Below are 13,551 nucleotides of genomic sequence, written 5' to 3'. Positions count from 1 at the left end.
TTGGAGGATCGCTCCGCAGGGCTGTGACCAGCAGAAAGGGTGCGCCGTCAGGGACTCGAACCCCGAACCCAGTGGACGAGAGTCACGTCCTTGCTGGTGATGTCCGATGCTCGTTTGTGCTGGTCAGCGGCATGATCGAGTCGTAGTGATCATGTGATGTCGGGCGTCGTGATCGGCTATGACGTGACGTAAGTGGTACCCAAAGCGGTTCAGCCCCGCCCCTCGACCGTTGCTGCGGTTGTCCACTGGTTGACCGTTCCAGAGCGTTCGGATCTCCGCCTCTCGAAGTGGGAGGCGTTCCTGAGAGGTTGCGCTCGGATCCAGATCGTCGCCCCCGCCCGATCCATCGCGAGGTGCCGTTCGGCGCGGCCCGAGCACTCGGGATCGGGGTCGGCGGGTCTCCGGCGTCGTTCCGGCGGGCGGGCCGGCTCGGCCTCCCGATCACGATCGGCATCGTCGGCGGCCGTCCCGAGTCCCTGGCGCCGCACGTCGAGGACTACCGGGTCGCCGCCGCGCGTGCCGGACACGATGCGGACGCCCTCCCGTGGCCGTCACGTCGCACGCCTTCGTGGCCCGCACCTCCCAGGAGGCCGCCGACGTCCTCTTCCCGCGCTACGCCGCCATGGCCGAACTCGCCGGTCGTCCCTTGTCCCGGGAACAGTACGACCGAGCCCGCGGTCCCGACGAGCACCTGGTTGTGGGCAGCCCCGCCGAGGTCACCGACAAGCTCCACCGCCAGCAGGAGCTGTTCGGGCACCACCGCTTCCTCGCGCAGATTCCGCACGGTCCCGTGCCGCACGAGGACGCGATGCGGGCGGTCGAGCTCCTCGGTACCGAGGTCGTCCCGCAGCTGGACCGCGCCACGCCCGGAGGAGGTCATGAGACCGCCCAATGCCGTCGGGGCGGAGCCCACCTCGTCGGGACATGTGGACGACCACCCCGGCGCGCGGGCACCTCCACCCGGGCCCCTCCCGGGGTGTCGGTGGGGAGGTTCAGACGACGACGTCGGCGGCCTCGTCGGGAAGGTAGCCGTCGGCGACGAGGCGGGGCATGAGCCCTCCGGCGTCGAGGATGTCGAGCACGAAGTCGGGCAGCGGGGAGACGTCGATCCGGGCGCCGCCCGCCCGCGCCCAGCCCTCGGTGAGGTGCAGTGTGAGGTCCTCGCCCTCGGCGACCAGATCGCGCGCCCCGGGGACGGTCAGCGCCGGCATCCCGTTGTTGATCCTCAAGCGCCGACTCCGACGACCACGGCGTCGACCCGGTGCGCGGCGAGCAGCAGCGCGGTGACGGCGTCGGGGTAGTCCGGACGACCACCGCCTCGATGCCCCAGCGCGAGGTCGTCGGGGTGCTCACCTCCCCGCTGCGCGGGGCTCTGCGGCCCGATCCCGGTGACGAGCTCCCCATCCCCACACTGATCCTGCACGGCGACCGGGACCGTCTCGGCGACATCGCGGCCGGCAGGGTATCGCGGCCGGCAGGGTGACGACGGCGCCCCGGCCGTCCGGGTCGTCGCGCTCGAGATCGGGATGGCGTCGTGCGCCCAGCGCTCGACGCGGTGCTCGCAGCGAGGCCCCATGAAGGTCGGCTTCATCGGTCTGGGCGCCATGGGTGCGGGGATGGCCCACAACCTGCTGCGGGCGGGCCACGACCTGGTCGTCCACGACCTCGACCGCGAGCGGGGCAAGCCCTTCGAGGCCGCCGCCGACCGCGGCGCCCTGCACGGCGGCCGTCGACGGGCACGTCGCCGTCGTCGAGATGCACCGCCCGCCGACCAACTTCACGTCCGGCCTGCACGAGCTCGGCCACGGCCCCGATGGTCTCCTGGACGGCGACGACGACGCAGGCCACCGCGGCCGGGCCATGCACAACATCTGCGTGCAGGACATGCTCACCGCGGCGTGGACGTGCTTGCCTGCGTCGATCATCCATCGCCGGGGACCGTCGGAGATAGGCTGTGGTGTGACGTAAGCGGTTCCCTCAGCGGGCCGTCGGGGCCACGGTCGAGCCGCCTGCGGAGAGGCCGCGGCGCGGGTGTCGACCGGTCCTCGAGAGCCTGGCGCTCGGTGCGCGACGAGCGCTGAGCCCCTCGTCCGTCGTCCTGAAGGTTGGGCCGCTCTGGCGAGATGGCTGAGGCCGCTCGACGTCGCGTCGTTCCCGGGTCTCGGGGTTCCCACGGTCCGCGCAGGGCGGCGCGGAGGTCGTCCCCGGTGGCCGCCGCACGGGAAGGTGGAGGCCGTTGTGGCCCGCCGGAGTCGCACGGTTGACCTCGACATCGGTCGAGCTTCTAGCGTCGCGGTATGTCCACCATCGCACCGCAGCGCTATACAGCGACGGTCATCCCGCACGTCATGGTCGACGGCGCCCGCGAAGCCATGGCCTTCTACCGGCAGGCGTTCGGCGCCGAGGAGCTGTTCACGATCGACGCCCCCGACGGGTCCGTGGTCCACGCCGAGATGTCCATCGGCTCCTCGGTCTTCATGCTCGGCGACGCCGACGCCCCCTTCGCCCCTCCGGGTCCACCCGGGAGCACCGTCGGCCTGCACGTCTACGTCCCCGACGTCGACGACCTCGCTTCCCGCGCGGCCGACGCCGGCGCCGAGGTGCTCCAGGAGCCGACGGACATGTTCTACGGCGACCGGTCGGTCATGCTGCGTGATCCGTTCGGGCACCTCTGGGTCTTCCTCACCCACCACGACGACCTGTCGATCGACGACATCGTCGCCCGGGGACGCGCCCTGCTCCGAACCTCGGACTCCTGACACCCCACGAGCCGGCACCGGGACGGACCACGGCGCGGTCACTGATCTCGACACACGGCACGAGGAGGACGAGCCTGTCGGCCTCCCTGCGGTCCAGGTGTTGTTCATGACCAACCTCGACGGCGGGAACGACGTTCGACTGCTTGTTGTCTTCGGACGCGCTGAAGGCCTGTCGATAGAGGCCGCGCCCGGTGGCCGGACCCCCTCGGTCCCCCTCGCCCCGTCGTGGCAGCGGTCAACCTGGCATCGCACGCTGCTGAGGAGCGTCAGGTTGTGCGTCGTGGGATGGCGCGATCCCGCTGTCGATGACGCTCCGGGTGTGTACTCGTGTCGTGACCCGAGACGTTGTGTGCGGCGGCGTGTCGGGTTGATCGGGGGAGGGCCTCCGGGGCGGGGTGGGTGTGTCTGAAGCATCCGCCCGCACCACCGGAGGTCCTCGGTGCCGCACCGTCATGCTCGTCTGACCGTGCACGCTCGTCTGCTCATCGTCGAGCGCTACCGCGCTGGCTGGCCTCAGGCCCGCATCGCCGAGCAGCTCGGGGTCTCCCGCGGCACGGTCAAGAAGTGGATCGACCGCTACGACGCCGAGGGCCTGGCCGGGCTCGAGGACCGCGCCTCACGTCCGCACACCAGCCCGCGGCGCACCGGTCCGCAGGTGGAGGCGCAGGTCCTCGTGCTGCGCGCCGAGCGCCGCCGCGGGGCGGTGTTCCTGGCCGGCGAGCTCGGGCTGGTCGCCTCCACCGTCGGCAGGATCCTGGCCCGCCACCAGGTGCCGGTGCTGGCCGCGATCGACCCGATCACCGGCGAACCGGTCCGCCGGCGTCGGAGCGGTCCGCGCTACGAGCGCCGCCGTCCGGGCGAGTTGCTCCATGTCGATGTCAAGAAGCTCGGCCGAGTGCCCCCGGGCGGCGGCTGGCGGATGCACGGGCGCAGCGAGGCCGTCCGCGGCCGCGGCTACGACGAGGTTACGCCCGCTCGCCGCCCGGACGTGCCCAGCAGCGTGAGTGGACGTGCGAGGGTCGTCTCGACCGTGGCCGGCGGAGTGTTCACCCGGTCGTGAACGGGCCGTCTCCTGCCGAGCCCATCCTCGACGGGGTGTCGGAACTGTTCGAGCGTGCCGGTCGGTACGCACCAGTGGCTCACCGTCCACCAGGAGTAGCCCGTGAGTACTCCGCAGAGCCGGGCGAGCGGCGGCCCGCGTCCGGCGAACCCGGTCGTCTCGCCACCGTCCGAACGGGTGGCGTTGGCGGTGATCGCGACCGGCGTGCTGGTGCTGCCGACGTCGACCGTGGTGCAGGTTCTCTGGCTCGTCGCCTTCGCCGGTGGTGCGCTATCGGCGCTGGTCAGGTCTCGCGGTTCGGCGCCCGAGTCGTCGAGCCCGCCCGGCGGTGCGTAGCCGCACCGCGACGGCCATGGGTCCCGGCGTGACCGCCGCACGGCGCAGCGTCCCGGCGGGTCCGACGTGGGCGGCGGTCTTCGACGATCTCGAGTGGCCGTTGGAGCGCTGGCAGCTGCTGGTCGCCGCCGACGGGTACGGGGTCAGCCCTCACGTCCGCGACCTGCTCGCGCAGGTCCCCGAGCATCGGTACGCAAGTCTCGCCGAGCTCGAGCGGGCCCTGGGCGTCGTGGCGACGACCACCACGAGGATTCCCGGCCGCTGATCGGGCGGTCAGGTCGATCACGACGGTGACCGTGATGCTCATCGGAGCGTCGACGTCCCGTCATCCGCGCCGAGCACCCTGAGGGGTGGGCTCCCGCTCCCCGGGCGCCCCTCGCTGCAACCGAACAGGGTGATCTGCAGATGTCCGACCGTCACGTCGTGCCCGCCGAGGACGGATGGCACGTCGAGAAGGACGACGCCCAGCGCGCGAGCGCGAAGACCCCGACCCAGGCGGAGGCGATCTCGCGGGCGGTGGAGATCGTGGCCAACGACGGCGGTGGGCAGGTCGTCGTGCACGGCAGCGACGGGCAGATCCGCGAGAGCCGCACCGTGGCCGCCGATGAGCCGCACCCGAAGCGCACCGCCGCCGCGGCGACCGTGGAGGCCCTCGCCGAGGGGACCGAGGTCACGGCGCGCGCGGCGGTCGACGGTCTCGCCGAGCAGGGCGCCGCCGTGCTCGAGGGCGACAAGTCGGTGCGCGCCGGGGCCGACGACGCCGCGACCATCCTCGAGACCGCCGGCGGGCAGATCGCCGACCAGGCCGATCGCACGGCGCGCGAGGTCCGCGGCGAGACCGCCGCCGCGGCATCGCGGGCGGGGGAGCGGGTCGAGGCCACGGCCGCGCGCGGTGCCCGTGCCGCTCGGCGGCAGGCGGACCGCGCGGCCGTTGCCGGGGCCGGGGTCGGGGATGAGCTCGACAGCCTCGCCGACACCACCGGGCAGCGCATCCACGCCGTCACCGAGTCCTGGGCGGCGCCCCTCGACCAAGTGAGCGACCAGGTTCTGCTCCAGGTCGGTCGCGCGTCGCACGCGCTCAACCCGGTGCGGTTCGCCGGACGTGCCCTGGGCGCGACCGTGGCCACGGCGCTGTACCTGGCTTCGCTCGTCTCGGCCCGCGGGACCCGGTCGGTCCGGCGAGCAGTACGCGTCGCCACCGAGGACCACTGACGGCGCCCGCCCTCGGGTCCGGCGTCGGTGGTTGCATCGTTGACGTGCTCACCCGCGTTCCCGCTCGTCGATACGAGAACCTCGCCGAACTCGGGAGTGTGCTCGGCGTCCTCGACGACGACCACTGGCTGCGCCACTCGGCCGAGGTCGGGGTCCTGGTGGCGGGTAGCCGCCGAGCGCGCCACCGGGTGGAGTCGGAGTCGGTGTGTGAGGAGCTTGATCGAGCAGTCCCACCGATGCTCTGGGGTGTGCAGTGAGTCGTAGGAACGAGGAGCTCGTCGGGAACGCGTACCGGATGCGAGCGCCGAGGGTTCCGCAACCGACCATGTCCGCTCGGGCGGCAGAGCGACGAGCGCCCTCGACCAGGGACTCGGTCAGGTCGCCGACAGATTGGTGGCCCGTCGCCGCGCGAATGCCGACGAGGAACGCCGCATTCGGGACTACGTGTCCGAAGCGGCGTCCGTCTTCCGCGACGCGCGGGTGACCACGTTCGTTCCCGTCTTGGTCGAACGCCGCGTCCGCGCCCGACTGGCCACCGCGGGCTGAACCTCCGCCTCGGCCGGCGCCTCTCCTTCGCTCGGCGGCGTCGAAGCGCGAGGGCGATAAGGGCGCAGGCCACGACCTGGCGTCCTGGGCGGCTCAGGTAGGCCTCGTGACCGGAGCGAGCCAGAAGCGGGTCCAGTCGATGCGCCCGTCGCGGGTGGTCATGATGACGGGGCCGTACAGGGTGGGCCAGGCGGTACCCGTCATCTCCCACTCCGACCACAGCTCGTCGCCGGCGGTCGCCCGCCGCAGGACCTGCGCCTTCAGGTCGGGCAGTCGGGCGAAGATCGCCGTCCAGTTGGCGAGCACGCGGTCGGACCCGATGAACCCGTCGGCGGGGCGAGGCGGTCTCGGTGCGGTAGTCGGGGGGTGAAGCAGTCCGCGACCTGGCGCGGGTCGTGGGAGTTGATCGCCTCGCGGAAGCGGTCGATCGGGTCGGCGGTCATGGTGACCCCTCGTCCGAGTTGGTGGATGCCGGGCGGGTCAGCGCCCGGCGTGCGAAGAAGGCCGCGAACCTCCCGACGACCGCGACCCGCCGGCCGCGCGTGAAGCCGGTGCCGCGCACCGTCGCGAGCATCGACGCGACGGCCACCGGGCCGAGGGTCGCGGTGCAGTCATGCCGTGGTGCTGTGACCAGCGGACCTGCTGGAAGGTTCAGGCCCGCAGTGCTGGGCCGAGCAGCAGCCCGCCGTCGATGACGAGCTCGGAACCGGTGATGAAGGCAGCGTCGGGGGAGGCGAGGAACAAGAGCGCGCGGCTGATCTCGTCCGGCTCACCCATCCGCGGGACGGCGAAAGGCTCGGGGTCGAAGACCTCGGCGATCGCCGGCACCCCGTCGGCGAGCGGTTTGGTGATCAGCGGTGTGGCCACCACTCCGGGCGTCAGTGACAGCACGCGGATGCCGTCGCGTCCCAGCTCCAGCGCCGCGGTCCGGGTCAGTCCGCGCACGGCCCACTTCGCGGCGACGTACGGCCCGAACGCGGCCGTGCCAGCGTGGCCCATGGTGGAGGCGATGGTGACGACCACGCCCCCGCCTCGTCGGCGCATGGACGGTGTGACTGCTCGAATGCCGAGCGCGGTCCCTGTGAGGTTCACGGCTGTGACGGCGTCCCACAGGCTGCGGTCGGCGTCCTCGAGCAGTGTCGGTGGGTGTTGGACCCCGGCGTTGGCAACCAGGACCGAGATCGGCCCGAACCGCTCCTCGGCTGCGGCGACCGCTGCCGTCCATTGCTGTTCGTCGGTGACGTCGAGCCGGACCGCGAGCGCTCTGTCCCCGAGCTGCTCGGCCGAGGTGACCGCGGCCGCCTCGTCACGTGCGGCGATCACCACAGCAGCACCCTCGCGGTGGAACGCGTGCACATGGCTGTGTCCCATCCCGCCGGTCGCTCCGGTCACGAGCACCGTCTGTCCCTCGAAGCGTCTCATGGTGCTCTCCTCCTCGATCCATGAGATGAGTCGATCCGCTCACCTCACGACAAAGCAACCATCCTCGGGGAGATGAGTCAAGCGGCTCGCCTCTTGGGTTGGTTTCCGGCAGGATGGTCCGCCATGGACGGGAACGAGTTGGCTCCGGCACGACCGTCGGGGGCGGCGCGCTACCACCGTGACCTGGCCCTGAGAAATCGCGAAGCACTGCTGGGTGCTGCTCGCCGGCTCTTCCTCGACCTCGGCTACGACGGCACCTCGCTCGCGAAGGTCGCCGCAGAGGCCGGGGTCTCGCGCGCCACGCTGTTCAAGCAGTTCCCGACCAAGGCCGAGCTGTTCAGCGCCATGGTGACCACGTCGTGGGCCACCGAGGACGAGCAGGCCCCTCCCGAGCCCGGTGATCCCCTGGCCGCTCTGTCGACACTCGGCACCCGGTATGCGGACTTGCTGACCCGCCCCGGCATGGCCGACCTGTTCCGCATCGTCATCGCTGAGCTCCCACGTTTCCCCGAACTCGGGCGCACGCATTTCGACCTGGGGAAGATGCCGTTCTTCGCCTCGGTACGCGATCACCTACTCGCCGAGCAGCACGCCGGCACCCTGCAGTTCGAGGACGTCGACCTCGTGACCACCCAGTTCCTCGGCATGATCGCCAACTACGTCCTCTGGCCCCGGATGTTGCTACTCGATTGGGACCCCGACGCGGCGAGCGTGGCGCGTGCGGTCGAGGAGGCCGCGCTGACCGTGCACGCACGGCACTCGATGAGGCGAGAGAAGATCCGATCTCGGGGAGAACCCAGCCACCACTGAACCCGGTGCGCTTCAGTCTGGCACTGCCCACGACTGCCGTTCGTTCGATCGTTCCCCCATGCCCGCCGACCGTAGGAGTCAACGGTGGCGTGGCACGAGACCACGATCGAGCAAGACAGAACCGGGCACCCGGCTACCGGACGCTAAGGCCGGCGTGAACATCGAAGACGGTCGCTTCGTCAGCCTCAGCCCCTCGGCGGGGGCCTGCTGCTCGACTCGATCAGCTTGGCGGGGCGGCTCCTGGCGATCTCCACACGACCGCTCAACGGATCATCGCGCAGGAGTAAGCGTGCCCGAAAGTAGAGAACGTCACGTTGGAAGATCGCTCCGTAGAGCCGTGACCAGCGGAAAGAGTGCGCCGTCAGGGACTCGAACCCCGAACCCAGTGGACAGGAGTCACGTCTTGCGAGGTGACGTCTGATGCTCGTTTCTGCTGGTCAGTGGCCGTGCTCGCGAGTGTCGATCATCAACGGAGGCCCTCCGGGATCGGTCGTGGTGTGACGTAAGCGGACACCTAAGCGGTCGGTGATCGCGACCCGCTTCCTGCAAGAGCATCCGGTATGGAGTCCAGCAGTCACCCAACCTTCCTGGCCATGTGCGCGGTCGACGAGCGTCATGGCTCGGCCTTCCTGAAGCCGGCGACTCAGTACGCCGAACCGTGGCACAAGCGGCTCTTCGACTACGAGAACTCCTGCGCCCAGCCTTCGACCCCGGCCACACCGACATCCCTGCCCGCCTACGAGGCGAGTCTCCTCGGACGGTCACAACCAAGCCGACACCGTAGAGCCCGCAGACCACGATCAGGCCGTATTGGTACGCCTCGCGGTCTCCTGCCAAGCGGGCGCGGAGTCGCCAATCCTCATGAGCGGGCAGCTCGAGCTCCTCCTGAGGACGGTCATCTGCGCGATGATCGACTCGGCGTCGGCCCCAAACCCGCCCTACTGGCCACTAGCCGGTCGAACGCCTCGGGGCGCTCTTCCCTCGAAGGCGCTGTGCAGCGCGGGCGATCAAGGTCAGTCTCAGATTCGGTGGGTCGGGAGCTCCGACTTTGCCGCGCACGGTAGATCGTGACTACCAGTCGTCATTGTCGGTGCCGACCACGGCATTGACTACCGTTAGGAGCTCGCTGTCACTTGGAGTGAAAACGAAATCTGCAGATAAGGGCGGCTCGTACGGAGCGTCGATGCCAGTGAGTCCTTTCATCTGATGGGCTCTAGCCATCTTATAGAGCCCCTTCGAGTCGCGAGCCATGCAAACGTCGATTGGCGTATTGCAGTATATTTCAAAGTAGGGGTGACGCGATTCGCGATGGCGTATACGCACCCGCTCTCGGTCGGCGCGGTATGGGCTGACGGCTGCCACGATCGCGACTATACCGGCTGCACCTGCAAGGAGAGCAACTTCACCGATTCGGCGAACGTTCTCGGCGCGATCGGGTTTGGAGAAGCTGAGGTCTGAATTCAGCCCCCTGCGCAGGTCGTCCCCGTCTAATATAAGGCAGGGTACATTGCGCTCCATGAGGGCAATACGGAGGTGATGTGCAAGGGTCGACTTGCCTGAGCAAGGTAGTCCTGTGATCCACAAGGTTGAGCTACGGATATCCACACTCGACCTCCCTTCTGCTAGGTTGACAGCCCTGTCTCAATAGTGGCGCTAAACATCGCTACTACCGCGATTGAAACCTCTTGGTGGCGCTTCTCGCTCCACTGCCCTTGCGGAGCGCCCCGCTCTTCGGTAGAGCCGACGAAGTGGGCCCGCCAATCACGTCCGCATCGCTGAGTGCGAGTCGGAGCAAGAACAACGGCTCCACGTCGGCGCGCGGCACGCATCGCTTGTTGATCTGCACCGCGAGGTGCTCGCCAGAGTAGACAGTGTCCCGGAGCGATCTGGAGTCACCTTGCAAGATCGCTCCCGAAGTGCGCTGCCCGGTGTGTCAGACGCCTGGCGGAAGTCCGGCGACCTCCGCGTCTGTTGCGTCCAAGTGCCCAGAATTCCCCTCGTAGGCCGGCGAAGCGAATCCGTCTCAGCCGACTGATGAGAGGCTCCAGACTGACAGTCCCTGACAACGATGAAGGACGAGCCGAAGGGGTCAGGGTTTGGCGTCGCCAAGGTGGAGCGACGATGAACCCCGACACCGGGTCCGATGCCCGCGCGGCCCCGGATAGCCTGGAGACGCCACCGGCACGACAGACACGCTGGCCCGACTGCCGTTGGAAGGGTGACTGGACACCGCGGCCGTGCCCGGTGGTCGACAAGCGGTAGTGCGGGTCTCACGCGGCGTGCATGGAACGTCGACGGCCACCGCGAGAGGCGCCTCCCACTTCCGACTATGCGGTGGTGGGCGGCGAGAAGCGCAGGCAACCGCCCATACGACGTATCGACGGCTACCACGGTGTGTGGTATTCCTAGATGAACCAGCACTTGTAGAATTGGGGCTACGTCATGGACGATCTCCGTGCGCTGATCGCGGATGTGGATGGTCGGTTCTGGGAGAAGCATCCGGAGCTGACGAATCGACGCATCGAGTCGGGTGAGAGAACCAAAGAGCTGCGCGAGGAGTGGAACAGTCTCCTCCGCGACCGTGCTCTGCAGCTCGTGGCGGGCGTTCGGGACCAAGTCGACTCTGCGCGCGCCATCTCATTGGGTGAGTAGAGCGTACGCTCCGCATCCGGACGACTTGCCGACGCCGACGAATGCCGACGTCTGACGAGTCGCGCTCCGTCGCGGCTTGTAGCGCGCATGAGGGTGCGGCGTCCAGAGCGCGTCGGTCTGCTGAGTCGATATCCGGCGACCGGAAAACTGATGAGGAGCTAATGCTGGCGCAATGGGTGCGAGAACTCGTATCGAAATCCACCGGCGCTGGCGCGGAGGATCTTGCGTACGAGGCGCTAATGCGCGCTCTTCGATCGATCGAAACCTAGTGTAATTGTGACACGCCGTCGAGGCTGGAACCGGGCTCCGTCGGGCAGGCCGTGTCAATCTGTCGGTGAAATCGATCAGGCCCTGGGAGCTCGCACGGAACCGGTTCACCGGGTCACGACGGCCTCGGTGGTCGTCGCGGACTACGACCTGATCCAGCACGATTTCCCTGCCCTCGCGACTGACCGTCTAGTGGAGCAGAACCCGGGCATGCGCACGCTCGATAGAGCGGGGCGGACCCGACGGGCCCACAAGGTCATCGACGATTGGCTGGTCGGCAATGCTGCCGTCATCTCGTCGGCCCAATGCGTGCAGGCCGAGGTCAACACCCCCATCGACCATGAGAGTGCCCAGCGCATCGCGTTTAGGCCGCCGTCTTACGGCCGGTCTCTGATCGTGCCGGTCGCGTATACGGCGGGCCTAAAGGCAGAACCCGACCCACAGACCGCGCGCCTGCTCGACGTGAAGGGCGCCGGGGTCGCGCCGGGAGTCCGACCGGTCAGTGCAGATTACGGTAACGGGCTCGAGTACCTCGGTTGCGCACTGGCCGATCTAGTACTGAAAGCGCTGGTCGACGCCGTGTTCGAACACACGAGATCTGCGTTCACCTCAGTGCCCGTCTACGCCGTGCTTGATCTCGGTTTCGATGTTCTAAGTGACCGATTCGGGCGCGGCCCGGCTGGCATGCACGTTCGTCGCGCTCATCGTCGTCCAACAGACGGCATGAGCGTCCCTTTTTCGGGGAGCAAGGAAGAGCGAGCCAAGGCCGAGGTCGAGTTCCTGCTGCGGAGCTATGGAATCACCACTACTAACGGCATGAACGCACTCGAGATTGACCGGTCGGAGTCAGACATGGCGGTGATCAATAACAAGAAGTTAGTAGTCTCGCTACCGCCAGCCGATCGAGAGTTCCTGGAAGAACTTCTCGGTGGCCGGACCACGGCCCGATTGGAACGGATCAACGTTCAGTTCGCCGACGACGTTCATTCCGACCCCCCGAGCGGCTCCGTGGTCGACTTCGGCCACGTCAATGTGAAGGAGCGATTCGTCCACGCGGTCTGCAGTCCGGTACGAGACCGACCGCTGTGTCTAGGTGGCGTTCTGTGGCCTGAGTCCGACGACTACATCCAGCCCGATCCGGCCCTGGCCGTGCCATTCGCGCAATGGAATCGCCAAACCTTAAACGATGCGTGCACGGGGCTCGCGCACAGGTTTCGGGATCGCGAGCTGACCGCTCGGGAGGTCGATGCGGAGTTGCGCCGCCGCGTGGCTGGGGCGCTCGACCGGTGGAGCACCTACTGATGACTGCGCAGCCCCAAGACGCTGTTCGGCGCGTCGCCGAGGAGGTCGCCCGACCGATGGCCGATACGGTGGACCGCGACGCGCGATTTCCGCGGGAAGCCATAGACGCGCTTCGGGACGCAGGGTTGCTCTCCGCCGCCCTGCCGAGCGAGCTCGGTGGCATGGAGTGCTCGGTACCAGCCCTAGCCGTCATGTGCACGACCCTCGGTCGCGCGTGTGCCTCAACCGGCATGATCTTCGCAATGCACCAGGCCCAGGTGCTGTGTCTCCTGCGGCATGCCCGTGGTCAGGTTGCCATCGAGGCCTGGCTCGAGCGCGCCGCACGGGCCCAGTGGCTCGTCGCGTCCGCGACTTCTGAGGCAGGGGTAGGAGGCGACATCGGTCGGAGCATGGCCGCCGTCGAAGGTGCTGATCCCGGGCCGTACCGGCTGACGAAGCTCTGCCCGACGCTCTCCTATGGTTGCGAGGCAGACGCCATCCTCGCGACGGCAAGACGATCGGCGCAAGCGGCGCTATCCGACCAGGTCCTCGTCCTGCTGGAGCGCGACGACTACTCGCTCGAGACTCTCGGCGACAAGTGGGATGCGCTAGGCATGCGCGGAACGTGCAGTCCCTCGGGACGTATCGTGGCAAATGTTCGCGCCGACCATATCGTCGACGAACCGTGCCGCGAAGTCCTCGCGCGGACCATGGTCCCGAGCAGTCACATTCTTTGGGGGTCGGTCTGGCTCGGCCTTGCGGCGGACGCGGTCTCGGTAGCCTGGTCGCGGCTCGGTGCGGAGAAAGGATCGCTTGATGGACTGACCGTGCCGTCGGCGAGCAACCAGATTCTCGCTGAGATCCACGGGCAACTCGACCTACTCCGTTCGGCCGTCCGGGGCGCGGCGACCGAGTTTGAGCAGCACGCTGATCAGTGGCCCTCAGGCCGCGCCGCCTCCGCTTACGCACTCCGCATTAGGAATGTGAAACTGGTCTGTTCGCAGCTTGTCGCCGGAATCTGCCAGAACGCCTTGCTGCTGTGCGGCGCAGCGGGCTACGCGAACACTTCGGAACACAGCGTAAACAGGCATGTTCGAGACGCTCTTAGCGCTCTAGTCATGGTCGGAAACGACCGTATCGCCACGCTTAACGCGCGAACAGTGCTCCTGGCGCCGCCCGAGCCATGAGGCGGGCCGGGACCTAGCG

At 68.5% G+C, this 13,551-nt stretch carries 16 protein-coding genes and 2 pseudogenes; 11 read left to right on the top strand and 7 right to left on the bottom strand.

Going from position 1 to position 13,551, the window contains the following annotated elements:
- Positions 1 to 496: 496 nt before the first annotated feature.
- From QSK03_RS31420 to QSK03_RS31410, 3 genes are all read right to left on the bottom strand, one after another.
- Positions 497 to 880, bottom strand: coding sequence for a hypothetical protein (locus QSK03_RS31420; protein ID WP_285659590.1), 384 nt, complete (start codon positions 878 to 880; stop codon positions 497 to 499).
- A gap of 112 nt (positions 881 to 992) precedes the next feature.
- Entirely contained in the window at positions 993 to 1,229 is a 237-nt protein-coding gene (locus QSK03_RS31415) for a 3-isopropylmalate dehydratase small subunit (protein ID WP_285659588.1), read from the bottom strand.
- Positions 1,226 to 1,423 (bottom strand): hypothetical protein, encoded by a 198-nt coding sequence (locus QSK03_RS31410; protein WP_285659587.1) that lies wholly within the window; start codon positions 1,421 to 1,423, stop codon positions 1,226 to 1,228. Before QSK03_RS31410 ends, QSK03_RS31415 begins: the two co-directional genes overlap by 4 nt.
- Positions 1,424 to 1,526: 103 nt before the next feature.
- Between QSK03_RS31410 and QSK03_RS33320 the strand changes: the two genes are divergently transcribed.
- The 7 genes and pseudogenes from QSK03_RS33320 to QSK03_RS33485 all read left to right on the top strand — a co-directional run.
- Positions 1,527 to 2,081 (top strand): NAD(P)-binding domain-containing protein, encoded by a 555-nt coding sequence (locus tag QSK03_RS33320; protein WP_352232079.1) that lies wholly within the window; start codon positions 1,527 to 1,529, stop codon positions 2,079 to 2,081.
- Between the two features lie 216 nt (positions 2,082 to 2,297).
- Complete coding sequence (locus tag QSK03_RS31400) at positions 2,298 to 2,759, top strand: VOC family protein (protein WP_285659585.1); 462 nt, start codon at positions 2,298 to 2,300, stop codon at positions 2,757 to 2,759.
- 439 nt (positions 2,760 to 3,198) lie between these two features.
- Positions 3,199 to 3,819: a helix-turn-helix domain-containing protein gene (locus tag QSK03_RS31395; RefSeq protein ID WP_285659583.1), complete on the top strand. Its 621-nt coding sequence runs from the start codon at positions 3,199 to 3,201 to the stop codon at positions 3,817 to 3,819.
- 177 nt (positions 3,820 to 3,996) lie between these two features.
- Positions 3,997 to 4,155 (top strand): hypothetical protein, encoded by a 159-nt coding sequence (locus QSK03_RS31390; RefSeq protein WP_285659582.1) that lies wholly within the window; start codon positions 3,997 to 3,999, stop codon positions 4,153 to 4,155.
- Positions 4,156 to 4,183: 28 nt separating this feature from the next.
- Positions 4,184 to 4,420, top strand: a complete 237-nt coding sequence (locus QSK03_RS31385) for a hypothetical protein (protein ID WP_285659581.1) — start codon at positions 4,184 to 4,186, stop codon at positions 4,418 to 4,420.
- Between the two features lie 140 nt (positions 4,421 to 4,560).
- Positions 4,561 to 5,367 (top strand): DUF2188 domain-containing protein, encoded by an 807-nt coding sequence (locus QSK03_RS31380; RefSeq protein ID WP_285659579.1) that lies wholly within the window; start codon positions 4,561 to 4,563, stop codon positions 5,365 to 5,367.
- A 375-nt stretch (positions 5,368 to 5,742) separates the two neighbouring features.
- Positions 5,743 to 5,913 (top strand): annotated as a pseudogene (locus QSK03_RS33485) (three-helix bundle dimerization domain-containing protein); the annotation flags it as partial.
- A 93-nt stretch (positions 5,914 to 6,006) separates the two neighbouring features.
- On the opposite strand, the gene QSK03_RS31375 reads toward QSK03_RS33485, so the two are convergent.
- The 3 genes from QSK03_RS31375 to QSK03_RS31365 all read right to left on the bottom strand — a co-directional run bounded on the left by QSK03_RS31375 (position 6,007) and on the right by QSK03_RS31365 (position 7,311).
- Complete coding sequence (locus tag QSK03_RS31375) at positions 6,007 to 6,288, bottom strand: nuclear transport factor 2 family protein (protein WP_285659593.1); 282 nt, start codon at positions 6,286 to 6,288, stop codon at positions 6,007 to 6,009.
- Between the two features lie 64 nt (positions 6,289 to 6,352).
- Positions 6,353 to 6,502, bottom strand: coding sequence for a hypothetical protein (locus QSK03_RS31370; RefSeq protein WP_285659577.1), 150 nt, complete (start codon positions 6,500 to 6,502; stop codon positions 6,353 to 6,355).
- A 62-nt stretch (positions 6,503 to 6,564) separates the two neighbouring features.
- Positions 6,565 to 7,311: an SDR family NAD(P)-dependent oxidoreductase gene (locus QSK03_RS31365; protein WP_285659576.1), complete on the bottom strand. Its 747-nt coding sequence runs from the start codon at positions 7,309 to 7,311 to the stop codon at positions 6,565 to 6,567.
- A 147-nt stretch (positions 7,312 to 7,458) separates the two neighbouring features.
- Between QSK03_RS31365 and QSK03_RS31360 the strand changes: the two genes are divergently transcribed.
- Positions 7,459 to 8,145 (top strand): TetR/AcrR family transcriptional regulator, encoded by a 687-nt coding sequence (locus tag QSK03_RS31360; RefSeq protein WP_285659575.1) that lies wholly within the window; start codon positions 7,459 to 7,461, stop codon positions 8,143 to 8,145.
- A gap of 1,071 nt (positions 8,146 to 9,216) precedes the next feature.
- On the opposite strand, the pseudogene cysC reads toward QSK03_RS31360, so the two are convergent.
- Positions 9,217 to 9,756: pseudogene (gene cysC, locus QSK03_RS33315) on the bottom strand (adenylyl-sulfate kinase); the annotation flags it as partial.
- Positions 9,757 to 10,587: 831 nt separating this feature from the next.
- Between cysC and QSK03_RS31355 the strand changes: the two are divergent.
- From QSK03_RS31355 to QSK03_RS31345, 3 genes are all read left to right on the top strand, one after another.
- Positions 10,588 to 10,797, top strand: coding sequence for a hypothetical protein (locus tag QSK03_RS31355; protein ID WP_285659574.1), 210 nt, complete (start codon positions 10,588 to 10,590; stop codon positions 10,795 to 10,797).
- A 396-nt stretch (positions 10,798 to 11,193) separates the two neighbouring features.
- A complete protein-coding gene (locus QSK03_RS31350) occupies positions 11,194 to 12,366 on the top strand; it encodes a hypothetical protein (RefSeq protein WP_285659573.1) in 1,173 nt (390 codons plus the stop codon).
- The gene (locus QSK03_RS31345; RefSeq protein ID WP_285659571.1) at positions 12,366 to 13,532 is read left to right on the top strand and encodes an acyl-CoA dehydrogenase family protein; all 1,167 of its coding nucleotides are present in this window, start codon (positions 12,366 to 12,368) and stop codon (positions 13,530 to 13,532) included. The genes QSK03_RS31350 and QSK03_RS31345 overlap by 1 nt, the downstream gene beginning before the upstream one ends.
- Positions 13,533 to 13,551 lie beyond the last annotated feature (19 nt).

Origin of the sequence: Actinomycetospora sp. NBRC 106375 (assembly GCF_030269665.1) — a bacterium.
GTDB lineage: Bacteria > Actinomycetota > Actinomycetes > Mycobacteriales > Pseudonocardiaceae > Actinomycetospora.
Note: the sequence above shows the minus strand (reverse complement) of the source record. Positions and strands in the feature narration are given on the sequence as shown.

Excerpts from the sequence above, each read along its gene's own strand:
- QSK03_RS31420 (WP_285659590.1), bottom strand. The coding sequence starts at position 880 with ATGACCTCCTCCGGGCGTGGCGCGGTCCAGCTGCGGGACGACCTCGGT.
- QSK03_RS33320 (WP_352232079.1), top strand. The coding sequence starts at position 1,527 with ATGGCGTCGTGCGCCCAGCGCTCGACGCGGTGCTCGCAGCGAGGCCCC.
- QSK03_RS31400 (WP_285659585.1), top strand. The coding sequence starts at position 2,298 with ATGTCCACCATCGCACCGCAGCGCTATACAGCGACGGTCATCCCGCAC.
- QSK03_RS31380 (WP_285659579.1), top strand. The coding sequence starts at position 4,561 with ATGTCCGACCGTCACGTCGTGCCCGCCGAGGACGGATGGCACGTCGAG.
- QSK03_RS31360 (WP_285659575.1), top strand. The coding sequence starts at position 7,459 with ATGGACGGGAACGAGTTGGCTCCGGCACGACCGTCGGGGGCGGCGCGC.
- QSK03_RS31355 (WP_285659574.1), top strand. The coding sequence starts at position 10,588 with ATGGACGATCTCCGTGCGCTGATCGCGGATGTGGATGGTCGGTTCTGG.
- QSK03_RS31345 (WP_285659571.1), top strand. The coding sequence starts at position 12,366 with ATGACTGCGCAGCCCCAAGACGCTGTTCGGCGCGTCGCCGAGGAGGTC.